Source organism: Pseudomonas sp. (genome assembly GCF_049300855.1).
Classification (GTDB): Bacteria; Pseudomonadota; Gammaproteobacteria; order Pseudomonadales; family Pseudomonadaceae; genus Aquipseudomonas.
The window spans coordinates 18,765-42,680 of the sequence record NZ_JBAQKH010000045.1 but is presented as its reverse complement, the minus strand read 5'-3'; the positions used below and the strand labels follow the sequence as shown (position 1 = coordinate 42,680).

Below are 23,916 nucleotides of genomic sequence, written 5' to 3'. Positions count from 1 at the left end.
GCATGCGCCTGTTTCGCTCACTGACTTTGCTACTCACTTTCGTAGCACCGATGGCGTTTGCCGATGACCTGTATCAGGTCGAAATGATTCTGGTCCGGCAGAACGCCGTACCGGCAATTGTCAGCCGCGCCGCGCCGGAAGACTGGGCCGCTGGCGCCCAACGCCTGGCCGATGACAGCAAACGCACACCTGCGCTGAATGACGTGGTGACCAAACTCACCGCCAGCGGCGACTACAGCGTGTTGATGCACAAGGCCTGGCAGCAAACCCTTGGCGAAGCACCGGCGAAAGTCGCGGTGAGCGACGGCCAGGAGCAGTTCGGCCAATTCCCGATCGAGGGCACGCTGGAGATGAAACTGGGGCGTTTCACCGACGTCAACGCCGATTTCTGGGTCAATCAGATCGACAGTAACGGCATGGTCACTGCCAGCGAACGCCTGAAACAGGACAGCCACACCAAAAACGGCCAACTCAACTATCTCGACAACGGCCATCTGGCCCTGCTGATCAAGATCACTTCCCTGACCGCGCCTGCGCCACGGGAAGCGCCTGAAGCGATTCCGGACTGATCGAAGTCCTTATGAACCCGCCGCTGAGTAAACCGTTGGCGCCCTCCTGGGTCAGCCGATTCAAGGAACAGAGCCTGGAGCGTGGCCGCCGCTACGCCGTGGAAAACCGGGTACGCATCGCCCAGGTCGGCGATGCAACGATTACCGCCAGTTGCGAAGGCTCTGGCGGTAACGTTTACCGTCAGACCATTCATCTGCGCGAGTCCGCCAAAGGCACCTTGCTGCTGGTGGACGCCGGCTGCACCTGCCCGGTGCGCACCAACTGCAAACACTGCGCCGCTGTTTTGCTGAAAGTGCAGGAAACCCTCGACTACCCCGCCGCCGCCAAAGACGCCGAGCTGTTGGAGAAACTTCAAGCCGTGCTGGAAAACCGTGGCCCGAAAGCGCCGCCGCAAGTGCTGGTCGATAATGTTCAGCCGCTGCCACGTCTGTGGCTGGCCAGCGTCGAGTTCAGCGCTTTCGAACCGCGTAACGGCAAAATGCAGCGCTATATTCAGCACCGCGCGGCGTTGTCGTTCAGTTATCTGGATGAGTACGTCAGCGGGCAGAAGCACAGCGACATCCTGATCCGTCAGGAAACCCAGACGCTGCGGATAAAACGTCACCCGGAAGTCGAACAGTCCTACCGCGAACAGTTAAGAATCCTCGGATTTCGCATCGCCACGCGGCAGAGCAAAGCGCTGCCGGAAAGCGCTGGCGAACTGTATGAGATGGTCAACGACAGCGCCTGGCTGACCTTCACCCTCAACGATCTGCCGAAATTGCGCAGCCAAGCCTGGGAGCTGCAGATCGACGAGGAATTCGGCTTCGATCTGACCGCCGTGGATGACTGGTACGCCACCGTCGAGCAAGCGCCGGAGCGTGACTGGTTTGACCTGGAACTGGGCATCATCGTCAACGGTGAGCGACTGAGCCTGTTGCCAATTCTGCTCAACCTGATGCGCTCGCATGCGGAAATCCTCAACCCGGAACGCCTCGCGCGCCGTCGCGATGACGAGCTGATTCTGGTGAATATTCCGCAGCGCAACAGCGAGCACGGACCGTTGCAGGTAGCGCTGCCGCTGGGCCGATTGAAGCCGGTGCTGATGACGCTCGGCGAATTCTATCTGCAGGAACCGGGCGAAACCACCCTGCGCTTGAGCAAGGCGGATGCGACGCGGCTCAACTCGCTGGAAGGCCTGCCGCTGCTCTGGGAAGGCGGCGAGCAGATCCGCACGTTTGCGCAACGTCTGCGCGACATTCGTGATTTCAGCGCTGAAGCGCCGCAAGGCCTGAACGCGACATTGCGTCCTTATCAGCTCGAGGGTTTGAGCTGGATGCAATCGCTGCGGCAACTGGAAGTCGGCGGGATTCTCGCGGACGACATGGGCCTGGGTAAAACCCTACAGACCCTGGCGCATATTCTCAGCGAGAAAAACGCCGGACGCCTCGATCGGCCGTGCATGGTGGTGATGCCGACCAGCCTGATTCCGAACTGGCTCGATGAGGCGGCGCATTTCACCCCGCAACTGAAAGTGGTCGCTCTGTATGGCGCCAGTCGCAAAAAGCATTTCGACAATCTGGCGGATTTCGACCTGATCCTCACCACCTACGCACTGCTGCCCAAGGACGTCGAGCGCCTGGCCAGGCAGCCGCTGCATGTGTTGGTGCTGGATGAAGCGCAGTACATCAAGAATCCGAACAGCAAAGCCGCTCAAGCCGCCCGTGAGCTGAACGCACGTCAGCGCCTGTGCCTGAGCGGTACGCCGCTGGAAAACCACCTGGGCGAGCTGTGGTCGCTGTTTCACTTCCTGTTGCCGGGCTGGCTGGGCGATGTAAAAAGCTTCAACGCCGATTACCGTGTGCCGATTGAAAAGCGCGGCAGTGAAGTCAGACTTCAGCACCTCAACGGTCGGATAAAGCCGTTCTTGCTACGCCGGACCAAAGAGCAGGTTGCCACTGAGCTGCCGCCGAAGACCGAGATCATCCACTGGGTCGATCTCAACGAAGCGCAGCGCGATGTGTACGAAACCATGCGCCTGGCGATGGACAAGAAAGTCCGCGACGAGATCACCCGCAAAGGCGTGGCGCGCAGCCAGATCATCATTCTTGAAGCGCTGCTCAAGCTGCGTCAGGTTTGCTGCGATCTGCGTCTGGTCAACGACGCCACCCTGCCCGCTCGCGGCAGCACGTCAGGCAAGCTCGACAGTTTGATGGAAATGCTTGAGGAATTGTTCGAAGAAGGACGGCGGATTTTGCTGTTCTCGCAATTCACCTCGATGCTGTCGTTGATCGAGCAAGAGCTGAAAAAACGCAACGTGTCCTACGCGCTACTGACCGGCCAGACCCGTGATCGGCGTACGCCGGTGAAGGAGTTCCAGAGCGGTAAGCGTCAGATCTTTCTCATCAGCCTGAAGGCTGGTGGCGTCGGCTTGAACCTGACTGAGGCGGACACGGTGATTCACTACGACCCGTGGTGGAACCCGGCAACCGAGAATCAGGCCACCGATCGCGCGTATCGGATTGGTCAGGAGAAACCGGTGTTCGTCTACAAGATGATTGCCCGGGGCACGGTGGAAGAGAAGATTCAGCACTTGCAGAAGGAAAAATCCGACTTGGCAGCGGGCGTGCTGGATGGGCGCAAGGCCGGGGACTGGAAGTTGCAGAGCGATGATATCGAGGCGTTGTTTGCGCCGTTGCCGGATAAGCTCGACAAGCGTTGAGACCTGCGTCGCCTGTTAAATAGCTATCGCTGGCGAGCCAGCTCCCACAGGGCTGTGAGTCGTACACAAAACTGTGTTTCAACTCGATACCTGTGGGAGCTGGCTTGCCAGCGATGGGGCCATCAGATAATGGCCTCAGACTTAGGCAATCAATCCTTGGAAACCGGCAGCGGCGCAAACAGCGCCTCGATGTCACTCTGCTCCAGCTTCCAGCCACCCGTCGTCCCGCCCTCAAGCACCGCCCCGGCCAGCGCCGCCTTCTCCTGCTGCAGTGCCTGTATTTTTTCCTCCACCGTGCCGCGAGCAATCAGCTTGTAAACGAACACCGGGTTGTTTTGCCCGATTCGATACGCACGATCGGTTGCCTGATTTTCCACCGCCGGGTTCCACCAAGGGTCGAAGTGGATCACCGTATCCGCAGCGGTCAGGTTCAAACCAGTCCCCCCGGCCTTCAGACTGATCAGAAACAGCGGCACCTTGCCGCCCTGAAAATCCTTCACCGGTGTGCGCCGATCCGTGGTGTCACCGGTCAACAACGAATAGGCAATGTCACGTTGCTGCAATTCTTCCTCGATCAAGGCAAGCATCGAAGTGAACTGGGAAAACAGCAGGATCCGGCGACCTTCGCCGAGCAGCTCTTCGAGCATCTCCATCAAGCTGACCAGCTTGCCACTGCCGGAACGCAGTGCCTTTGCTGTTATCGGCATGTTGATCAGGCGCAAGTCGCAACAGACCTGCCGCAGCTTGAGCAAAGCATCGAGAATGATGATCTGGCTGCGCGCCACGCCACTGCGGGCAATTTCGTCGCGGACTTTTTTGTCCATCGCCACGCGAACCGTTTCATAGACGTCGCGCTGGCCGTCGCTGAGATCCACCCAATGCACGATCTCGGTTTTCGGTGGCAGTTCGGTGGCGACCTGATCCTTTTTGCGGCGTAGTAAAAACGGCTTGATGCGCGCTGTCAGGTGCTGCATGCGCTGAACATTGCCGTGCTTCTCGATTGGCGTGCGGTAATCGCGATTGAAAGACTTGCTGTCGCCAAGCCAACCGGGCATGAGGAAATGAAACTGCGACCACAGCTCGCCCAAGTGGTTTTCCAACGGCGTGCCGCTCAGGCACAAGCGCTGGCGGGCCTGCAGATCACGGGCCGCTAGCGCGGCTTTGCTGAGCGGGTTCTTGATGTTCTGCGCTTCGTCGAGAATCAGCACGCTCCACGACTGCGGCTGCAAGGTCTCCAGATCCCTCGGCAGCAGCGCGTAAGTGGTCAGCACCAGATCGTACTCAGCCAGATCCGCGAAATCCTTTTGCCGCCCAGAGCCGTGCAGCGCCAATACTTTCAACTGGGGGGTGAAACGCTCGGCCTCGTCGAGCCAGTTGGGAATCAGGCTGGTCGGCATCACCGCCAGTGCCGGGCAATCGAGGCGCCCGGCGTGTTTTTCCGTGAGCAGGTGCGCCAAGGTTTGCAGCGTTTTGCCCAGCCCCATGTCATCGCCCAGAATGCCGCCGACCTCAAGCTCGCGCAGGGTCTGCATCCAGTTGAGGCCTTCGAGCTGATACGGGCGCAGTTGCGCGTTAAGGCCGGCCGGCGCAGCGACGCGGGCGTGACTGGAATTCTGCAAGCGCTTGGCGAAGGTGCGCAGCCGCTCGCCACCTTGCCATTCCAGCGGTACGCCATCAAGCATGCTCAAGCGCGCGGCATCCGGGACACTCAAGCGCAGTGCATCGCCCTGATGACCGCCCAGGTACAACTCGCCCAGCGTCGCCATCAGCGGTTTGACCCGACTCAGCGGCAGCGCGACCTTGGCGCCTGAAGGGTCGCCAAAAGCGCTGGGCTTGAGTTCGATCAGGAGTTTTTCGTCATCGCCGCGTTGCGCCAGATCGACCGGGTCAAGCAAGCGCGGCTGCGTGCGCAACAAGTGCAGAAGGATCGGCAGCAAGCTGTAGCGCTGGCCATTGACGACGATACCCAACCGCAAATCAAACCACTGATGCCCAGCCTCTTCTTCGACCTCGGCGTACCAATGCTCAACCGGTTGCACATTGAAATGAAAGCCGGGACTCATCTCCACTTCCCAGTTTGAGGCGCGCAACGTGGCAAGCCCTTCGTGCATAAACCCGAGCCAAGCAGAATCATCCGCCAACGTGAACATCTCGCCGGGACGATCCAGCGAGCTCTTGCGCGTGGCTTTCTTGAAGCCGAGCTTTTGCAGGATCTGGCGCAGCTGCTTTTCCACCGCAGGCTGGCGTTGAATGCGCTGGGTTTCGGTGCCGTTGAGGATCATTACTTCCGGGTTGCGATCCACCGTCGGCTGGCCGTTGTAGGTAAACACCAGGGCGGCGCGGTGCTCAAGAATGTATTCCCAGCGCGAGCGCTCCCGACCGCTGACGAGGGTCAGTTGTGGCTGTGGAAGTACGTCGTCGATGATCCGTTCGGTCAGTTGGTGTGGCGGCGGGATTCTCGTTGCCGCGCTCATGCGATGGCTGAACTGCATGGCCTGACGCGCCGGAATGTCCGGCGCCAGCGTCAAATGGCTGGCCAGTTTTTCTTCCAGTTCATTGAACAGAGGGCCAATCTGCCGCTGTTCACGATCCAGATAATAAAGCGGCTCCAGCGCCAGCACGGTTTCCTGCTCAGCCTCGGCACTGCTCCACTGCGCACGGAAACCGCCGTCGGCCTGCTCGGCCCAGGCGAACTGGCCGATGCGTTTCGCACCCGCCACCAACGGTTGCAGATCCTCGAAATCGAGGAACAGCCGCGAGGTGCGCAAGAGCATTTCCAGCAATTCGGCGCCGCTGCTGCCTTCCAGCGGATAGCCGCTGTAATAGGCGTGGTGAGAGTGCATGGCAACCAGCAGCCTGGCGACGCGCAGATCCAGCTCGGACAGGTAGCCGGGCTGACGCATGAGCATTTCCGCCAGCGAATACATCGGTTTGACTTCGCGTAACTCGCCGCTCTTGAGCTGGGAGACCTTGAAAATATCAAGCAGCCACTTGCCGCTCACTGACGTTGGCTTGAGCTTGTAAAACAGGCGCGTGCCTGCGGTTTGCGCGCCTTCTTCGGCGGGCTTGGCCGGCACGGGAATGGTCGAAAGCCAATGTTCCAGCGCCCGCCCCAAAGGGATTTGTGCGTCACCTTCAGACGCATCATCAACACTGCCCTGCAGGTGATAGAGCACCGCAGCGCAGTGCTTGCAGTCGATTACGACAGGACAGCTGCACAGGCAACGCAAGTTGACCGAATCCAGCCGATCTTCGGACAGGTAAATGCTTTGTTCATACGCCTGACTTTCCGAACCGACGCAGAACGCCTCGATCTTTTTGTCATGGATCTCGATGATCTCTACCCGGTCATCGGCGGCATAAGCGCGAGCCTTGGCCAGGGCCTTGCTACTGAATGCCTGAGTCCAGGCCAACGACTTGAGCTGTTCGATGAGAATGCTCATGGGCAGTCCTTAGCCGGCCAGCACCCGTGCCAGCGCCGATTTCACCTTGCCCATGCCGTCATGCAACGCCTGCTCGATCTCGGCCATGGTGATCACTTCAGTGGTCTTGCCCGCTGCCGGGTTGACCACCAGTGCCAGACAGGCGTAATCCAGATCCAGCTCGCGAGCCAGTGCCGCTTCCGGCATGCCGGTCATGCCGACGATGTCGCAGCCATCGCGCTCAAGACGCACGATCTCCGCCACGGTTTCCAGACGCGGGCCCTGAGTGCAGGCATACACACCTTGATCGCTGTACTCGCAACCTTCGGCGGCCACGGCGGCGATCAATTGCTGACGCAGCGGTTCGCTGTAAGGAAAGCTGAAGTCGATGTGGGTAACGTGCTCAAGATCATCGGCGAAAAAGGTGTGCTCGCGCCCGCTGGTGTAGTCGACGATCTGGTGCGGCACGCAGAAATGACCGGTGCCCATCGCTGGATGAATACCGCCCACCGCGTTAACGGCAATGATCGCTTCGGCACCGGCCTGCTTCAACGCCCACAGGTTGGCGCGGTAGTTGACCTTGTGCGGCGGGAAGCGATGCGGGTGGCCGTGACGGGCAAGGAACAACACTTCCTTGCCGGCGTATTCGCCAATTTGCACGTCGGCCGATGGCGCGCCGTAGGGCGTGTCCACCGCCAGCGATTGGCGAATGGTCAGCCCTTCGAGTTGGGTCAGGCCGGTGCCACCGATGATTGCGTAAACCGTCATAGCAAAAATCCTTAATCGATCAGTTGAGCGTCTTTGAGCGCGCCGATGGCGGTGAGCCAGCGCGGATCCTGACGGTAATCGGTGCTGGCAAATGCCTGACCACGCATGCGGGCGATGCGCGCGGAAGGCTTGACCTTCATGCGTTGCGCGGCGCTCAGGGCCAGTTCAGCAGCGGCGCGGTCGTTGCACACCAGGCCCATGTCGCAACCGGCGGTCAAAGCAGCTTCGATGCGGCTGGCGGCGTCGCCAACCACATGGGCGCCGGCCATCGACAGGTCGTCGCTGAAGATCACGCCGTCGAACTGCAATTCGCCGCGCAGAATGTCCTGCAACCAACGCCGGGAGAAACCGGCTGGCTGCGAATCGACCTGCGGATAAATGACGTGCGCCGGCATGATCGCAGCCAGTTGTTTACTGAGTTTGGCGAAGGGTACCAAGTCGTTGGCGCGGATCTCGTCGAGGCTGCGCTCGTCGTTCGGGATCGCGACATGGGAATCCGCTTCCGCCCAGCCGTGGCCGGGGAAGTGCTTGCCGGTGGCGGCCATGCCGGCGCTGTTCATGCCGCGAATGAATGCACCGGCAAGCAACGCTGCGCGCTCCGGGTCGCCCTCGAAAGAGCGGGTACCGACTACAGCGCTACGCTGGTAATCCAGATCGAGCACCGGGGCGAAACTCAGATCGAGGCCGACTGCCAGCACTTCGGTGGCCATGATCCAGCCGCACTGTTCGGCGAGGTACTCGGCATTCGGGTTGTCGGCAATCGCACGCATCGCCGGCAGGCGCACGAAGCCCTGGCGCAGGCGCTGCACACGGCCGCCCTCTTGATCCACCGCCAGCAGCATATCCGGACGAATCGCGCGAATCGTCGCGCTGAGTTCGCGCACCTGGCGCGGATGCTCGATGTTGCGCGCAAAAATGATCAGGCCGCCCACTTCGGGCTGACGCAACAATTGGCGATCTTCGGCCGTCAGCCAGGTACCGGCGACGTCCACCATCAACGAGCCTTGCAGGCCAGCAGTCATAGAGATTCCTTGAAAACGAAAAACCCGATCCGCAACAAATCGCTACCGTGAGCAATGCTCGGCAGGTCGGCGATTTCTATGAGGATCGGGTTCAGAACGAGAGTCGGCATGGGCGGCTAGCTTAGCGGATACCAACTGCCGCGCCCACCCGTGCGCGGTTAAACCTTGGCGGCGACCGGCGTTGATTTGCTGCGCGGACGCAGTTGTGCGGTAGCCATCGCCGCATCGGTGACGCCGGTTTCGGCGCGCATGCCCGCAGCGAGGAACGGCACCATCAGGCGCATCACTTGCTCGATGGAAGTGTTGACGCCGAAATCGGTCTCGGCAATTGCACGCAACGCCTTGATGCCGGACATGCTGAACGCGGCGGCGCCGAGCATGAAGTGCACGCGCCAGAACAGCTCGATCGGCGGAATGCGTGGCGCTGCTTCGTTGACCAGCAACATGTAGCGACGGAACACCTTGCCGTACATGTCTTCCAGATAACGACGCAAGTGGCCCTGGCTCTGGCTGAACGCGAGACCGAGCAGGCGCATGAAGATCGACAGATCGTTGCCGCTGCGTGGCTGAACCACGAGAGCCTGTTCGACGAGGATCTCCAGCAGTTCTTCAAGGGTCGGCTTGCTTTCAGGTTTGGCCTGACGCCGCTCCAGCTCTTTATCGAGGCTGACGCAAAACGGCCCGAGGAAGCGCGAGAACACCGCCTGAATCAGGGCTTTCTTCGAACCGAAGTGATAGTTCACTGCTGCCAGGTTGACGCCAGCCTTGCTGGTGATCAAACGCAATGAGGTTTCAGCGAAACCTTTTTCCGCGAACAACTGCTCGGCAGCATCAAGAATGCGTTCAACGGTTTCCGACTGGGCCATGGCTACTCCGCCTGACAAACACTTGTTTGAAACATACGTTTCAGCCTGTGCCTTGTCAAGCCTGCCAGTTCGTTTTGGGAATGGTCGGTCAGCTATTTAACCACACAAGCCCGGCGCTTTTATAAGCAGCACTGCCGACCGTCCGGCGGCAGGCAAAAAAACGGGCATTGCCAAGACCGTTTCACTGTATATAATCCCAGTCACTGTATAAAAAGACAGAGCGATCAATATGCTAAAGCTGACGCCACGCCAAGCCGAGATTCTGGCCTTTATCAAACGCTGCCTCGAAGACAACGGCTACCCGCCAACCCGTGCGGAAATCGCTCAGGAGCTGGGCTTCAAGTCGCCGAACGCGGCTGAAGAACACCTCAAGGCTCTCGCTCGCAAGAGTGCCATCGAGATGACGCCAGGCGCCTCTCGCGGCATTCGTATCCCGGGCTTCGAAGCCAAGGCCGACGACTCCACGCTGCCGATCATCGGCCGGGTCGCTGCCGGTGCACCCATCCTTGCTCAGCAACACATCGAAGAATCCTGCAACATCAATCCCGCCTTCTTCCATCCGCGTGCCGACTACCTGTTGCGCGTACACGGCATGAGCATGAAGGACATCGGTATTTTCGACGGTGACCTGCTCGCCGTGCATACCACCCGCGAAGCGCGTAATGGCCAGGTTGTCGTCGCCCGTATCGGCGATGAAGTGACCGTCAAACGCTTCAAGCGTGAAGGCAGCAAGGTCTGGCTGATTGCCGAAAACTCTGAGTTCGCCCCCATCGAAGTCGACCTGAAAGATCAGGAACTGGTGATCGAAGGCTTGAGTGTCGGCGTAATCCGCCGCTAAAAGGAGGCTTTATGCAGTTCCCACACACACCTCAGCAAACACAACTGCCTTTATTCGAAGCGTTTCTGGCGCAACCGATGGCGCCGATCCTCAAAGAGGTTGTCGAGCGCCCATGGAATGCCGAACCCGAAGTATTCAGTGAGCTGTCACTGCGTGGTGCGGCCGGGAGCTGCCTGAACCTGCTGGCGCCGATCTTGCGTGAATTGAGCGAGGATCAGGACGCACGCTGGTTGACGCTGATCGCGCCACCAGCAAGCCTGACCCAAACGTGGCTGCGGGATGCCGGCCTGAACCGGGAACGCATTCTACTGCTGCAACCACGAGGCACTCAAAGCGCTCAGCAACTGGCGTGCGAAGCGCTGCGCTTGGGCCGTAGCCACACCGTGGTGACCTGGCTCAACCCGTTGAACGCAAATTCACGGCAACAGCTGATCAGCGCTGCACGCACGGGCGACGCTCAAAGCCTGAACATTCGACTGGGTTGATCTCATGATGTGCGCTGTGTGAAGCGCAGGGCTTCTCCAAGGACAGAGAAGCCGATCTGAAGCGGCAATAAGCAGGCGCGGATCAGTGAAGAACCCGCGGCCCCTCTTCCTTATCAAACTCGCCTTCGATCATCCGACCCGCCATCTGCACACCGACGCTCAACATCGCCTTGGCGATTTCCACGTGCTGGCCCTGAAGGAAAGTCTTGGCATCCTCGGAGAAATCCAGAGTCACCAAAGAACCTTCGTCCTCAGCCCTGCGCAGTTCGATTCGGCCGTCTGGTAACTCGACAATTTCTAGAAAGGACGTTGGCATAAAGGTCTGTTCTCCACGAAAGGCAGGGATTATATAGACATCATTCAGGCTTCGCTCGGGATCTTGACCAGCAGCATGTTTCAGATTGCCACCGTGTCAATCGCCCTCAGCATTCGTTCAACCCTTCGCGGAAACGAATCGCCAAGCCTTTTAGATTCTGCCGCCAACTCTCCAGCTCCTCTCGGCTCAGTTCTTCTGGCGCCTCTTCCTCATCCAGATTAATCGCCTGAATCAGCGGCTGCGTCACATCACCCTTCGGCTTGTGCGGTACCCGTGGCGGCTGAAATAGTGCCGAATGCGCAGCCAGCAGTTTAGCCAGCCAGGTTTCCGAGTTGCCCGCCAATTCGACCATCTCTGCCAGCTCGGGAATCGCAATAGACACCAGAACTTCACGCGTCAACAGCATCTCAGCGCGCGGCGCATTGGCTTGGGGCAGACGATAGAAACCAGCGATTTCATGGCAAAGCCCCAGCAGCGCGCCGTAGAGATGAAATAACGCCGACTCACGCCCGGCCTGAATCAACGCCAGAGAATTCATTGCCCGCCCTTCTTCAGCACGAGCCAAGGCTTCCAGCGACAGGCCGGCGAAATAGATTTTCTGGTTGGTACGGGTATAGAGCTCGTGGGCCATGACGGCAGTCTCCACTACGAAATAATTGCTTCACACAGGCCGGACAGTGTCGTGGATCAGTCGATCCCACCGCAAGCACAAAACAAAAAGGCCGCATGAAAACCCGAGGGTTGTCATGCGGCCTTTCAGCATCAGGCTATCGCTTACTCAGCTTTGGCCTTGGTACGTTTGTCTTCAATCGTCCATTTACCGCCGTCGAAGTACGCCTTCCAACCGGTAGGCTTGCCATCGACTTCGGTCTGCACGTATTGCTCCTTGGTCTTGCGGCTGTAACGAATCACCGCCGGCAGACCATCAGGATCCTTCTGTGGGGCGTCACAGAGGAAGTGATACTTCGGATCGATCTCGTCCTTGTGCGGCAGAATCTCGATCACCAGCGGAGCACGGGTCTCGCGGTTTTTCGGGAACTGACTGGCCGCCAGGAACAGACCGGACGCACCATCGCGCAGGATGTAGGTGTCGTTGACCTTTTCGCATTTCAGCTCAGGCATCTTCACCGGGTCCATCTTCGGCGGCGCCGCGTCACCGCTCTTCAGCAGTTTGCGGGTGTTCTTGCAGGTCGGGTTGGTGCAACCGAAGAACTTGCCGAACCGGCCAGTCTTGAGCTGCATCTCGCTGCCGCACTTGTCGCATTCCAGGCTCGGCCCTTCGTAGCCCTTGATGCGATAGCTGCCCTCTTCGATCTCGTAGCCTGCGCAATCCGGGTTGTTACCACAGATGTGCAGTTTACGTTTCTCGTCGAGCAGGTAAGCGTCCATCGCCGTACTGCAGATCGGGCAGCGATGCTTGCCACGCAGCACCAGCGATTCCGACTCACCCTCGTCGTCCGCAGCGATTTCGTCGCCCGGCACCAGGTTGACGGTGGCCTTGCAGCGTTCTTTCGGCGGCAGGCTGTAGCCCGAGCAACCGAGGAACACGCCGGTCGATGCGGTACGAATCTGCATCGGACGGCCGCAAGTGGTGCACGGGATATCGGTCATGACCGGCTGGTTGGCACGCATGCCGCTGTCCGGGTTTTCGGCCACTTCGAGTTTCTTTTTGAAGTCGCCGTAGAACTCGTCCAGTACGTTTTTCCAGTCGCGCTCGCCCTGCGCCACGTCATCGAGGTTCTCTTCCATGCCGGCGGTGAAGCCGTAGTCCATCAGGTTCGAGAAGCTTTCCGACAGACGCTCGGTGACGATGTCGCCCATCTTTTCCGAATAGAAACGACGGTTGTGCAGAGTCACGTAACCGCGATCCTGAATGGTCGAAATGATCGCCGCATAAGTCGAAGGACGACCGATGCCACGTTTTTCCATTTCTTTCACCAAACTGGCTTCCGAGTAACGGGCCGGTGGCTTGGTGAAGTGCTGCGACGGATCGAGCTTGATCAGCTTCATCACGTCGCCTTGCGCCATATCAGGCAGAACGTCGTCATCACCTGGTTTGGCAATTTGCGGCATCACGCGGGTGTAACCGTCGAACTTGAGGATACGCCCTTTGGCACGCAGCTCGAAGTCGCCAGCACCTACGCTGACGGTGGTCGACAAGTATTGCGCCGGCAGCATCTGGCAAGCGAGGAACTGGCGCCAGATCAGCTCGTAGAGGCGCTCAGCGTCACGCTCCATACCCGCGAGCTTGCTTGGCGTGGTGTTGGCGTCAGAAGGACGAATCGCTTCGTGAGCCTCTTGTGCGCCTTCCTTGCTGCTGTAGACGTTTGGCGTTTCCGGCAGGTACTTCTTGCCGAACTCGTCTTCGATGTAAGTGCGCGCCATCGTCACGGCATCAGCCGAGAGGTTGGTCGAGTCGGTACGCATATAAGTGATGTAGCCGGCTTCGTACAGACGCTGGGCCATCATCATGGTTTTCTTCACACCGAAGCCCAGGCGGTTGCTCGCTGCCTGTTGCAGGGTCGAAGTGATGAACGGCGCCGACGGCTTGCTGCTGGTCGGCTTGTCTTCGCGCTTGACGATGCTGTAGCTGGAGGACTTGAGCTTCTCCAGCGCGGCCATGGCCTGGGCTTCGTTGAGCGGCTTGAAGGCTTCGCCTTTCTCGCGGGCTACTTCGAAACGCACGGTCGAGCCTTTGGCGGTGCCGAGATCGGCATGCACTTCCCAGTACTCTTCCGGGTTGAATGCACGGATTTCGCGCTCACGCTCGACCACCAGCTTCACGGCTACCGATTGCACACGACCGGCGGACAAGCCACGGGCGATCTTCGCCCACAGCAGCGGCGAGACCATGTAGCCCACGACGCGATCGAGGAAACGACGCGCCTGTTGAGCGTTGACACGATCAATGTCCAGCTCGCCCGGCTGCGAGAAGGCTTCCTGAATCGCCTTCTTGGTGATTTCGTTGAACACCACACGCTTGTAGCGGCTGTCGTCACCACCGATGGCTTCGCGCAGGTGCCAGGCAATGGCTTCCCCCTCGCGATCCAAGTCGGTTGCGAGATAGATGGTGTCAGCATCTTTGGCGAGCCGGCGCAGCTCTTCGATCACCTTCTCTTTACCCGGGAGGATCTCGTACTTGGCTTTCCAGCCATGATCGGGATCGACACCCATTCGCGAGACCAGCTGCTTGCGCGCTTTCTCTTTCGGCGAGAGCACCGGACCTTCGCCCGCAGCAGCCTTGCCGCGCTTGGCGGCTGGCTCTTTGCTGGCGCTAGCCGAACCGCTGGTGGGCAGGTCTCGGATATGGCCGATACTCGACTTCACCACGTATTGGTTACCCAGATACTTGTTGATGGTCTTGGCCTTAGCCGGGGATTCCACAATGACCAGCGATTTGCCCATGGATCAGAAAATTCCTGAATTCTAGAAGTGAAAGGCGGTTGGCGCCTGACGCGGCACCGCTATATATAGTTGATACAAGGTGAGGTCAAGCACAGGGTTTTGTGCGCACTCGCCTCATGCCTTGGAAAAAAGGCTCGGTTCAGCTTGCACCAAAGCAAAGCGTGGCATCTGCTCGCCGTCAACCTCGACTGACTCGACGAACATGCTCAAAGGGCGTACCCAAAAGCCGTAATCGCCATACAGGGCTTGGTAAAAGACCACTTCTTCTTCGGTTTCGGAATGCCGCGCAACACTAAATACGCGGTACTGCGGACCTTTGTAATGTTGGTAGAGCCCAGGTTGTATCGGCATGTGTTGGCCCTCACTCAAATTTTTTCAAAATAAAAACAAAATAAATCCACAAAAACAAAAACCGGGGCACTTGGCCCCGGCTTCCATCAACGAAACGCTTAAACGCGTTCGAAGACGGTGGAGATGCCTTGGCCGAGACCAATGCACATAGTGGCCACCCCAAAGGTGCCGCTATTCTGCTTCATCACGTTCAGCAAGGTGCCGGAGATACGTGCACCGGAGCAACCGAACGGGTGACCCAGGGCGATCGCGCCGCCGTGCAGGTTAACCTTCTCGTTCATCTTGTCGAGCACTTTCAGATCTTTCAGCACTGGCAGGGCCTGTGCGGCGAAAGCTTCGTTGAGCTCGAAGAAGTCGATATCGTTGATGCCAAGGCCCGCGCGCTTCAGGGCTTTTTGCGTAGCCGGAACTGGACCATAGCCCATGATCGCCGGATCCACACCCGCCACTGCCATCGAACGGATAACCGCCATTGGCTGGATACCCAGATCCTGCGCACGTTGCGCCGACATCACGATCATGCACGAAGCACCATCAGTGATCTGCGACGATGTACCGGCAGTCACGGTGCCGCCCTTTGGATTGAAGGCAGGCTTGAGGGCCGCCAGACTTTCCAGGGTGGTTTCCGGACGAATGGTTTCGTCGTAGTCGAACAGTTTCAGGAAACCGTTCTCGTCGTAGCCCTGCATCGGGATGATTTCGTCTTTGAACTTGCCTTCCACGGTTGCCTTGTGGGCCAACTGGTGGGAGCGCACGCCAAAAGCGTCCTGTTGTTCGCGAGAGATGCCGTGCATTTTGCCGAGCATTTCAGCGGTCAGGCCCATCATGCCCGAGGCTTTCGCCGCGTACAGCGACATGTGCGGGTTCGGATCGACACCGTGCATCATGCTCACGTGGCCCATATGCTCGACGCCGCCAACCACGAACACGTCACCGTTACCGGTCATGATCGCTTGCGCAGCAGTGTGCAGCGCGCTCATCGACGAGCCACACAGACGGCTGACGGTCTGGCCGGCCGAGGTGTGCGGGATCTGGGTCATCAGCGACGCCATGCGCGCGATGTTCCAGCCCTGCTCCAGGGTTTGGTTGACACAACCCCAGATCACGTCCTCGACTTCAGCAGGATCGACCTTGGCGTTGCGTTCCAGCAATTTGCTGATCAGGTGCGCCGACATGTCTTCGGCGCGGGTGTTGCGGTGCATGCCGCCCTTGGAGCGGCCCATCGGAGTACGACCGAAGTCGACAATCACGACGTCTCTTGGATTCAAGCTCATAAAATTTCACTCTCGCTCAAAAGTTGGGACGCTTAACCGAAGAACCGTTGGCCGGTTTTGGCCATTTCACGCAGCTTCGCGGTCGGGTGGTACAGCGCGCCCAAATCAGCGTACTGGTCAGCCAGGGCAACGAACTCGGCAACACCGATCGAATCGATGTAGCGCAGTGCACCGCCACGGAATGGAGGGAAACCGATACCGTAGACCAGACCCATGTCAGCTTCGGCGGCGGTTTCAACGATGCCGTCTTCCAGGCAACGCACGGTTTCCAGGCACAGCGGGATCATCATCCAGTTGATGATGTCCTCGTCAGTGACTTCGCGCTGCTCGTAAACGATCGGCTTGAGCACTTCCAGCACCGATGGATCGGCGACTTTCTTCTGCTTGCCTTTCTTGTCGGCCTCGTAGGCGTAGAAGCCCTTGCCGTTCTTCTGACCCAGGCGCTTGGCTTCGTACAGCACGTCGATGGCCGAACGACGGTCATCCTTCATGCGATCCGGGAAACCTTCAGCCATCACGTCACGACCGTGGTGACCGGTGTCGATGCCGACCACGTCCATCAGGTACGCCGGGCCCATCGGCCAGCCGAATTTTTCCATGACCTTGTCGATACGGACGAAGTCCACACCGGCGCTGACCAGCTTGGCGAAACCGCCGAAGTACGGGAACAGTACACGGTTGACCAGGAAGCCCGGGCAGTCGTTGACGACGATCGGGTTCTTGCCCATTTTCTTGGCGTAGGCAACGGTGGTGGCAACCGCCAGCTCGCTGGACTTCTCGCCACGAATCACTTCCACCAGCGGCATCATGTGCACCGGGTTGAAAAAGTGCATGCCGACGAAGTTTTCCGGACGCTTGAGGGCTTTGGCCAGCAGGCTGATGGAAATGGTCGAGGTGTTGGACGCGAGGATGGTGTCCTCTTTGACCTGGCCTTCAACTTCAGCCAATACGGCTTGCTTGACCTTCGGGTTCTCGACAACAGCTTCGACCACCAGATCAACGTGACCGAAGTCGCCGTAGGACAGGGTTGGACGAATGGCGTTGAGCACTTCAGCCATTTTCGCAGCGGTCATGCGACCTTTATCAACGCGGCCAACCAGCAGTTTGGCGGCTTCGGCCAGACCCTGCTCGATACCGTGCTCGTTGATGTCCTTCATCAGGATCGGCGTACCTTTGGAGGCCGACTGATAAGCGATACCGCCACCCATGATGCCGGCGCCCAGTACAGCGGCCTGCTTCACGTCTTTGGCGATTTCGTCGTAAGCCTTGGCCTTTTTCTTCAGCTCCTGATCGTTCAGGAACAGACCGATCAAGCTCTGCGCGGCAGAGGTCTTGGCCAGTTTGACGAAACCGGCAGCCTCGACTTCCAGTGCCTTGTCACGACCGAAGTTCGCGGCTTTCTGGATGGTCTTGATCGCTTCAACCGGCGCCGGGTAGTTCGGGCCAGCCTGACCGGCGACGAAACCTTTGGCGGTTTCGAAAGCCATCATTTGTTCAATCGCGTTCAGCTTGAGTTTTTCAAGTTTCGGCTGACGCTTGGCCTTGAAGTCGAACTCGCCGGAGATGGCGCGCTTGATCAGTTCGAGGGCAGCTTCCTGCAGTTTCTCAGGAGCAACCACGGCGTCGACGGCGCTGACTTTCAGGGCGTCTTCCGGGCGGTTTTCCTTGCCGGCGGCAATCCACTCGATGGCGTTGTCGACACCGATCAGACGCGGCAGGCGCACAGTACCGCCGAAGCCTGGGTAGATGCCCAGTTTGACTTCCGGCAGACCGATCTTGGCCTTGGTCGACATGACGCGATAGTCAGCCGCCAGGCACATTTCCAGACCGCCGCCCAGGGCGATGCCATTGATGGCCGCTACCGTCGGAACGTTGAGGTCTTCGAAATCGCTGAAGATCTTGTTGGCTTCGAGATTGCCAGCAACCAGCTCGGCATCCGGCAGCTTGAAGTTGTCGACAAATTCGGTGATGTCGGCGCCGACGATAAACACGTCCTTGCCACTGCTGACGATCACGCCCTTGATCGAAGCATCTGCCTTGATGGTGTCTACGGCCTGACGCAGCTCGTTCAGGGTTAGACGGTTGAACTTGTTGACGGACTCACCCTTGAGGTCGAATTTCAATTCGACGATGCCACTTTCAAGAGCTTTAACCGTGATGGCTTTACCTTCGTAAATCATCAACTGATCTCCACGATATGGAAGCTGAACAGTACACGTCGGACGCAGGCGAATGGCTCGGCAGGACGCTTTTTCGTCGATGCTAACGCCAATCCACCCGGCACACCCGCCAACGCGATAGTCGGGATTCTGTAGGAGCAGTCTGTAAGACAAACGCTCAATTCATACGCCCGTTTGATTTGGGTACGTCACCTTCACGGAATTTCCAACAATTGTCAATCGCCCAAAATACGGGTTGAAATGCGACTTTGCGGTCATTTCCGTACGACGAAGACCAGCAACACGCGTCTGCATGTGAAGCCATTCATAGAATCAATAGTTAGAAAAGTCGCCCTAATTCACGGCAGCCCCTGTTTAAACGGCTACGCTGGGGGACTACAGGGAAATGCGCGGAACGCGCCAAGCCACATCTGCTCAAAAAAGTTTCCGGCCTGCCTGGCCAACCCCGCCCGATGAATCATGTCGGGCTTTTTATTGCGCGTCTGCCGGACGTTCCCCACCGTTGCAGTGGGAAAAGTCCGCGCGTCAGGCCAGCGCTTTCAGTGTGGCGTCGATATCCTGCAAAACCGTGGCTTCGCCCTTTTCGCCCCAATACAAGGCGATCATCTGCTTGTCTGCCTCGACTTTAAAAACGTTGCCCGGCAACTTTTCGAAATGATTGAGCAGCGTTCGATCCTCACAGACTTCTTGCCACTGATTCACCCATACACCCGGCGTTTTCTGCCAATACGTCCAGCAGGCAGGCTGCTTGCCACGGCGCGGACGATGGTATTGCGCGCACGGGTTCGGCGGCTCCTGCGCCAGCCAGTGCGGCCACTCCTGAGGCGCCAGTTGCATGGCCAGACCGATGCGCCGCGCCTCCATGCGCAGGGCGATGCGACCGCTTTGCGCGCGCGAGGGACGTAACCACGCCAGCGGACTCAAAACCACCAACAGGATTGACACCACCAACCAGACCGTCATATCTCTATTCCCAATTCTTGGTGAGCGCATTGTGTCACTTTGGAACCAATGCGCTTGAAACCAGCCATACTTAACAATATTGAAACCTCACGAGGAGCACCTCATGCCCTACCACCACATCCTGGTCGCCGTAGATCTGACTGAAGAGTGCGACCCTGTGATCAACCGCGCCCGCGAGCTGTCGGTGAGCAATGGCGCCAAGCTGTCGCTGGTGCATATCGTCGAACCGATGGCCATGGCCTTTGGCGGCGACGTGCCGATGGATCTGTCACAACTGCAACAACAGCAGTTCGATCAGGCCAAGGAGCGTCTTGAGCGCCTGAAAGCCAAATACACAGAGCTTGAAGGTGCCAACTGCCACCTCACCTACGGTCAGCCACGTCAGGAAATCCACCATTTCGCCAAGGAACAAACGTGCGATCTGATCGTGGTCGGCAGCCATGGCCGGCATGGTCTGGCGCTGTTGCTCGGTTCGACCGCCAATGACGTGCTGCACGGCGCGCCCTGCGACGTCCTTGCCGTTCACCTGATCAAACGCTGAAACACATCAGATCTCCACCCGCATATGAAAAGCCCGGCGCTCATCACTGAGCGCCGGGCTTTTTCACATCCGGATCAATCAGGCATCCAGCTCGGCCCAACGCTCCAGCAACGCATCCAGCTCAGCCTGCAACTGCTCCAGCGAAGCAATCACCTTTGCCGTTTCAACCGCAGGACGCTGATAGAAACCGGCTTCAGCCATTTCAGCTTCCACCGCAGCGATCTGCTGCTCCTTGGCATCGATGTCACCTGGCAGCGCTTCCAGCTCGCGTTGCAGCTTGTAGCTCAACTTCTTCTTGGCAGCCGGAGCAGCAGCGGCTGGCGCTGCGACCACAGCAGGCTCAGCGGTCACTACAGCGGAGTTCAGGTCAGCCTTGCCCGACTTGCTTTCAGTCACGCCCAGCAAACGCGGTGAACCGCCCTGACGGATCCAGTCCTGATAGCCACCGACGTATTCACGCACCTTGCCTTCGCCTTCGAAAACCAGAGTGCTGGTGACCACGTTGTCGAGGAATGCCCGGTCGTGGCTGACCATCAGCACCGTGCCGTTGAAGGTCAGCAGCACTTCTTCGAGCAGCTCGAGGGTTTCCACGTCGAGGTCGTTGGTCGGTTCGTCGAGTACCAGCAGGTTTGCCGGTTTGCTGAACAGTTTGGCCAGCAGCAGGCGCGCACGCTCACCACCCGACAGCGCCTTGACCGGCGTGCGGGCACGCTGCGGGCTGAACAGGAAATCGCCGAGGTAGCTCAGCACGTGACGGCTCTGACCGTCGATATCGATAAAGTCGCGACCTTCGGCAACGTTATCGATCACGGTCTTTTCCAGATCCAGTTGATGGCGCAACTGGTCGAAGTACGCCACGTCGATGCGCGTGCCCTCTTCCACTTTGCCGCTGGTCGGTTGCAGACCGCTGAGCATCAGCTTGAGCAACGTGGTCTTGCCGGTACCGTTGGCGCCGAGCAGACCGATACGATCGCCGCGCGTCAGCACCATCGAGAAATCCTTGATCAGGAACGGGCCGCCCGGGTGAGCGAAACTCACGTTCTCGAGCACCATCACCTGCTTGCCGGACTTGTCAGCGGTGTCCAACTGAATGTTGGCTTTGCCGGTGCGCTCACGGCGCTCGCTACGTTCAACGCGCAAGGCTTTCAATGCACGGACACGGCCTTCGTTACGGGTGCGGCGAGCCTTGATGCCTTGGCGGATCCAGACTTCTTCCTGGGCCAGTTTCTTGTCGAACAGCGCGTTGGCGGTTTCTTCAGCGGCCAGCGCGGCTTCTTTGTGCACGAGGAAACTGGCGTAATCGCCGTTCCAGTCGATCAGGCCGCCGCGATCCAGTTCAAGGATGCGCGTGGCGAGGTTTTGCAGGAAGGAACGGTCGTGCGTGATGAACAAAACGGCGCCCTGGAAATCTTTCAGCGCCTCTTCGAGCCAGGCAATTGCACCGATGTCCAGGTGGTTGGTCGGCTCGTCGAGCAGCAGCAGATCCGGCTCGGACACCAGCGCCTGCGCCAGCAGCACGCGACGACGCCAGCCGCCGGACAACTGGGCGAGGGTCTTGTCGGCCGGCAGTTGCAGACGGCTCAAGGTGCTTTCGACCAGGGTCTGCAAACGCCAGCCATCACGGGCTTCGAGGTCTTGCTGAACATGCATCAGCTTGTTCAGGTCTTCTTCAGTGACGCAGTTCTGCGCGAGGTGATGGTACTCGGCGAGCAACGCGCCCACGCCATCTAGGCCTTCAGCGACCACGTCGAACACCGTCCGATCGTCGGCCACTGGCAATTCTTGCGGCAATTCGCCGATTTTCAGACCGGGGGCACGCCACACCGAGCCTTCATCGGGCTTCTGGTCGCCCTTGACCAGTTTCATCATGCTGGACTTGCCAGTGCCGTTGCGGCCGATGATGCACACCCGCTCACCACGGGCGATCTGCCAGGACACCTTGTCCAACAACGGCATAGCGCCGAACGCAAGGGACACATCGCTGAATTTGAGCAGGGTCATGAGCTTCTCCAAAAACCGGGCGCGCATTCTACCTGAGTTAGGGCTTCAGCAGGCCGGCAATTTGTCTGTCGAAGCACTCTGCACAACAATTGTTGCGAACTTGTGCTGCGAGGCCGGCAAAGCTTTCGCCGCTCGCTGGCAAAAGGCTAAGCTACAGACAATTCAGTGCTGACCGAGGTCGGCACTTGTCATGATTTCTCTGCCCGGATGTCTCATGCGCAGTCGCCTTTTCAGTGTCTTGTCCTGTTTGCTACTTACCGCCGCTGCCGTTCAATCCGCCCAGGCGGTGGACCTGTCCACCCAACGCCAGTATTACGATGAAGCCAAGCGCGCGCTGGCCAAGGGTGATACCGGCCCGTATTTCCGTTACAGCCAGGCGCTGGCCGATTATCCGCTGGAACCGTACCTGGCCTACGACGAACTGACCGCGCGCCTGAAAACCGCGAGCAATGCGGAAATCGAGAAATTCCTCGCCGAACACGGTGACCTGCCCCAGGCCAACTGGATGAAGCTGCGCTGGTTGCGCTGGCTCGCCGACCGTGGCGACTGGGCGACCTTCGTCAAGTATTACGACCCGAAACTCAACTTCACTGAACTGGATTGCCTCAACGCGCAGTACCAGATCAGCAGCGGCCACAAGGCCGAAGGCTATGCCAACGCCGAAAAGCTCTGGCTGACCGGCAAATCGCAGCCCGCCGCGTGTGACGCGCTGTTCGGCATCTGGGCCGCCGACGGCCAGCTCACCGAGCAGAAACGCTGGGAGCGCACCAAACTCGCCGCTCAGGCCCGCAATTATCCGCTGGCCAACAGCTTGGTCAATGGCCTGACCACCCTCGCCCCGCGCGGGCGCTTGCTGGTGGATGTGGCGCAGAAGCCGGAGCTGCTCAATCAGCCTTCGCGCTTCACCCCGGCCGATGAACCGATGTCCGATGTGGTCAGCCTCGGCCTGCGCCGACTGGCGCGTCAGGACCCGGACAAGGCCATGGCCCTGCTCGACGGTTACGCCAGCAGCATGCATTTCTCCCGCGATGAAAAAGTCGCGATCGCCCGGGAAATCGGCTTGACCCTGGCCCGGCGTTTCGACAGCCGTGCGCTGGACGTGATGACCCAATACGATCCCGAGCTGCGTGACAACACGGTGTCGGAATGGCGCCTGCGCCTGCTGTTGCGTCTGGCCCGCTGGGACGACGCCTATCAATTGACCAAACGTCTGCCGCAAGACCTCGCCACCACCAACCGCTGGCGCTACTGGCAGGCGCGCAGTCTGGAACTGGCCCAGCCACAGAACCCGCAAGCGCAGACGCTGTACAAAGGCCTCGCACGGGAGCGTGACTTCTACGGTTTCCTCGCCGCCGACCGCTCGCAATCGCCGTACTCGCTGAACAACAAGCCGCTGGTGCTCAGCCAGGCGCTGATCAACAAGGTGCGCAACACCCCGGGCGTGCGCCGCGCGCTGGAATTCCATGCTCGCGGGCAGATCGTCGATGGACGCCGCGAGTGGTATCACGTCAGCCGCCATTTCAATCGCGATGAGATGGTTGCCCAGGCGAAACTGGCTTACGACCTGAAATGGTACTTCCCGGCGATCCGCACCATCAGTCAAGCGCAGTACTGGGACGATCTGGATATCCGCTTCCCGATGGCCCACCGCGACACCCTCGTGCGTGAAGCCAAGGTACGCGGCCTGCATTCAAGCTGGGTGTTTGCCATTACCCGCCAGGAAAGCGCTTTCATGGACGACGCCCGCTCCGGCGTCGGCGCCAGTGGCCTGATGCAACTGATGCCCGGCACTGCCAAGGAAACCGCGCGCAAGTTCAGCATTCCACTGGCCTCGCCACAGCAAGTACTCGACCCGGACAAGAACATCCAGCTCGGCGCCGCTTACCTGAGTCAGGTGCACAGCCAGTTCAACGGCAACCGCGTCCTCGCCTCCGCCGCCTACAACGCCGGCCCTGGTCGTGTGCGCCAATGGCTGCGCGGCGCCGATCACTTGAGTTTCGACGTGTGGGTGGAAAGCATCCCGTTCGACGAAACCCGTCAATACGTGCAGAACGTGCTGTCGTACTCGGTGATCTACGGCCAGAAGCTCAACTCACCGCAGCCGCTGGTGGATTGGCATGAGCGGTATTTTGATGATCAGTGATCACGCGGCTGACGCCGAGTAACAAAAAATGCCCGTATCGCGAGATACGGGCATTTTTTATTGAGCTGTC

18 protein-coding genes are annotated in these 23,916 nt (G+C 59.2%); 6 read left to right on the top strand and 12 right to left on the bottom strand.

Annotated elements, in window-relative coordinates:
- Window positions 1-2 precede the first annotated feature (2 nt).
- Window positions 3-569 carry a CsiV family protein gene (locus WA225_RS23555; protein WP_422609853.1) on the top strand — a complete coding sequence of 189 codons (567 nt, stop codon included), beginning with the start codon at window positions 3-5 and terminating at the stop codon, window positions 567-569.
- Window positions 570-580: 11 nt separating this feature from the next.
- Entirely contained in the window at window positions 581-3,271 is a 2,691-nt protein-coding gene (locus WA225_RS23550) for a DEAD/DEAH box helicase (protein WP_422609852.1), read from the top strand.
- Window positions 3,272-3,420: 149 nt separating this feature from the next.
- Here WA225_RS23550 and WA225_RS23545 read toward each other — a convergent pair whose 3' ends face one another.
- The 4 genes from WA225_RS23545 to WA225_RS23530 form a co-directional block, all read right to left on the bottom strand.
- Window positions 3,421-6,714 carry an SNF2-related protein gene (locus WA225_RS23545; protein ID WP_422609851.1) on the bottom strand — a complete coding sequence of 1,098 codons (3,294 nt, stop codon included), beginning with the start codon at window positions 6,712-6,714 and terminating at the stop codon, window positions 3,421-3,423.
- A 9-nt stretch (window positions 6,715-6,723) separates the two neighbouring features.
- Entirely contained in the window at window positions 6,724-7,461 is a 738-nt protein-coding gene (locus WA225_RS23540; protein WP_016986745.1) for an S-methyl-5'-thioinosine phosphorylase, read from the bottom strand.
- A gap of 11 nt (window positions 7,462-7,472) precedes the next feature.
- Window positions 7,473-8,483: a beta-N-acetylhexosaminidase gene (gene nagZ / locus WA225_RS23535; protein WP_422609850.1), complete on the bottom strand. Its 1,011-nt coding sequence runs from the start codon at window positions 8,481-8,483 to the stop codon at window positions 7,473-7,475.
- Between the two features lie 158 nt (window positions 8,484-8,641).
- Window positions 8,642-9,349: a TetR/AcrR family transcriptional regulator gene (locus WA225_RS23530; protein WP_422609849.1), complete on the bottom strand. Its 708-nt coding sequence runs from the start codon at window positions 9,347-9,349 to the stop codon at window positions 8,642-8,644.
- Window positions 9,350-9,578: 229 nt separating this feature from the next.
- Between WA225_RS23530 and lexA the strand changes: the two genes are divergently transcribed.
- Together lexA and sulA are read left to right on the top strand one after the other, a co-directional pair.
- Entirely contained in the window at window positions 9,579-10,187 is a 609-nt protein-coding gene (gene lexA / locus WA225_RS23525) for a transcriptional repressor LexA (RefSeq protein WP_422609848.1), read from the top strand.
- An 11-nt stretch (window positions 10,188-10,198) separates the two neighbouring features.
- Complete coding sequence (gene sulA / locus WA225_RS23520; protein ID WP_422609847.1) at window positions 10,199-10,672, top strand: SOS-induced cell division inhibitor SulA; 474 nt, start codon at window positions 10,199-10,201, stop codon at window positions 10,670-10,672.
- A gap of 82 nt (window positions 10,673-10,754) precedes the next feature.
- On the opposite strand, the gene WA225_RS23515 is transcribed toward sulA, so the two are convergent.
- The 7 genes from WA225_RS23515 to WA225_RS23485 all read right to left on the bottom strand — a co-directional run bounded on the left by WA225_RS23515 (window position 10,755) and on the right by WA225_RS23485 (window position 19,161).
- On the bottom strand, window positions 10,755-10,988 hold the full coding sequence (locus WA225_RS23515; RefSeq protein ID WP_008082203.1) for a hypothetical protein: 234 nt from the start codon (window positions 10,986-10,988) through the stop codon (window positions 10,755-10,757).
- Window positions 10,989-11,094: 106 nt separating this feature from the next.
- Entirely contained in the window at window positions 11,095-11,619 is a 525-nt protein-coding gene (locus WA225_RS23510; RefSeq protein WP_422609846.1) for a DUF6586 family protein, read from the bottom strand.
- A 143-nt stretch (window positions 11,620-11,762) separates the two neighbouring features.
- Window positions 11,763-14,393, bottom strand: coding sequence for a type I DNA topoisomerase (topA, locus tag WA225_RS23505; RefSeq protein WP_422609845.1), 2,631 nt, complete (start codon window positions 14,391-14,393; stop codon window positions 11,763-11,765).
- Window positions 14,394-14,507: 114 nt separating this feature from the next.
- Window positions 14,508-14,744, bottom strand: a complete 237-nt coding sequence (locus WA225_RS23500) for a DUF1653 domain-containing protein (protein ID WP_422609844.1) — start codon at window positions 14,742-14,744, stop codon at window positions 14,508-14,510.
- A gap of 98 nt (window positions 14,745-14,842) precedes the next feature.
- Window positions 14,843-16,018: an acetyl-CoA C-acyltransferase FadA gene (fadA, locus tag WA225_RS23495; RefSeq protein WP_422609843.1), complete on the bottom strand. Its 1,176-nt coding sequence runs from the start codon at window positions 16,016-16,018 to the stop codon at window positions 14,843-14,845.
- A gap of 32 nt (window positions 16,019-16,050) precedes the next feature.
- The gene (fadB, locus tag WA225_RS23490; protein ID WP_422609842.1) at window positions 16,051-18,198 is read right to left on the bottom strand and encodes a fatty acid oxidation complex subunit alpha FadB; all 2,148 of its coding nucleotides are present in this window, start codon (window positions 18,196-18,198) and stop codon (window positions 16,051-16,053) included.
- 525 nt (window positions 18,199-18,723) lie between these two features.
- Window positions 18,724-19,161, bottom strand: a complete 438-nt coding sequence (locus WA225_RS23485; protein ID WP_422609841.1) for a hypothetical protein — start codon at window positions 19,159-19,161, stop codon at window positions 18,724-18,726.
- A 103-nt stretch (window positions 19,162-19,264) separates the two neighbouring features.
- On the opposite strand from WA225_RS23485, the gene WA225_RS23480 reads away from it, so the two are divergent.
- Window positions 19,265-19,702, top strand: coding sequence for a universal stress protein (locus WA225_RS23480; protein WP_422609840.1), 438 nt, complete (start codon window positions 19,265-19,267; stop codon window positions 19,700-19,702).
- 78 nt (window positions 19,703-19,780) lie between these two features.
- Here WA225_RS23480 and WA225_RS23475 read toward each other — a convergent pair whose 3' ends face one another.
- Window positions 19,781-21,703 (bottom strand): ATP-binding cassette domain-containing protein, encoded by a 1,923-nt coding sequence (locus WA225_RS23475; RefSeq protein WP_422609839.1) that lies wholly within the window; start codon window positions 21,701-21,703, stop codon window positions 19,781-19,783.
- Window positions 21,704-21,917: 214 nt separating this feature from the next.
- Between WA225_RS23475 and WA225_RS23470 the strand changes: the two genes are divergently transcribed.
- Window positions 21,918-23,846 carry a transglycosylase SLT domain-containing protein gene (locus WA225_RS23470; RefSeq protein ID WP_422609838.1) on the top strand — a complete coding sequence of 643 codons (1,929 nt, stop codon included), beginning with the start codon at window positions 21,918-21,920 and terminating at the stop codon, window positions 23,844-23,846.
- Window positions 23,847-23,916 lie beyond the last annotated feature (70 nt).

Excerpts from the sequence above, each read along its gene's own strand:
- WA225_RS23515 (WP_008082203.1), bottom strand. The coding sequence starts at position 10,988 with ATGCCAACGTCCTTTCTAGAAATTGTCGAGTTACCAGACGGCCGAATC.
- fadA (WP_422609843.1), bottom strand. The coding sequence starts at position 16,018 with ATGAGCTTGAATCCAAGAGACGTCGTGATTGTCGACTTCGGTCGTACT.
- topA (WP_422609845.1), bottom strand. The coding sequence starts at position 14,393 with ATGGGCAAATCGCTGGTCATTGTGGAATCCCCGGCTAAGGCCAAGACC.
- WA225_RS23475 (WP_422609839.1), bottom strand. The coding sequence starts at position 21,703 with ATGACCCTGCTCAAATTCAGCGATGTGTCCCTTGCGTTCGGCGCTATG.
- WA225_RS23550 (WP_422609852.1), top strand. The coding sequence starts at position 581 with ATGAACCCGCCGCTGAGTAAACCGTTGGCGCCCTCCTGGGTCAGCCGA.
- WA225_RS23470 (WP_422609838.1), top strand. The coding sequence starts at position 21,918 with ATGCGCAGTCGCCTTTTCAGTGTCTTGTCCTGTTTGCTACTTACCGCC.
- WA225_RS23555 (WP_422609853.1), top strand. The coding sequence starts at position 3 with ATGCGCCTGTTTCGCTCACTGACTTTGCTACTCACTTTCGTAGCACCG.
- sulA (WP_422609847.1), top strand. The coding sequence starts at position 10,199 with ATGCAGTTCCCACACACACCTCAGCAAACACAACTGCCTTTATTCGAA.
- WA225_RS23480 (WP_422609840.1), top strand. The coding sequence starts at position 19,265 with ATGCCCTACCACCACATCCTGGTCGCCGTAGATCTGACTGAAGAGTGC.
- WA225_RS23500 (WP_422609844.1), bottom strand. The coding sequence starts at position 14,744 with ATGCCGATACAACCTGGGCTCTACCAACATTACAAAGGTCCGCAGTAC.
- WA225_RS23540 (WP_016986745.1), bottom strand. The coding sequence starts at position 7,461 with ATGACGGTTTACGCAATCATCGGTGGCACCGGCCTGACCCAACTCGAA.
- lexA (WP_422609848.1), top strand. The coding sequence starts at position 9,579 with ATGCTAAAGCTGACGCCACGCCAAGCCGAGATTCTGGCCTTTATCAAA.
- fadB (WP_422609842.1), bottom strand. The coding sequence starts at position 18,198 with ATGATTTACGAAGGTAAAGCCATCACGGTTAAAGCTCTTGAAAGTGGC.
- WA225_RS23510 (WP_422609846.1), bottom strand. The coding sequence starts at position 11,619 with ATGGCCCACGAGCTCTATACCCGTACCAACCAGAAAATCTATTTCGCC.
- WA225_RS23545 (WP_422609851.1), bottom strand. The coding sequence starts at position 6,714 with ATGAGCATTCTCATCGAACAGCTCAAGTCGTTGGCCTGGACTCAGGCA.
- WA225_RS23530 (WP_422609849.1), bottom strand. The coding sequence starts at position 9,349 with ATGGCCCAGTCGGAAACCGTTGAACGCATTCTTGATGCTGCCGAGCAG.
- WA225_RS23485 (WP_422609841.1), bottom strand. The coding sequence starts at position 19,161 with ATGACGGTCTGGTTGGTGGTGTCAATCCTGTTGGTGGTTTTGAGTCCG.
- nagZ (WP_422609850.1), bottom strand. The coding sequence starts at position 8,483 with ATGACTGCTGGCCTGCAAGGCTCGTTGATGGTGGACGTCGCCGGTACC.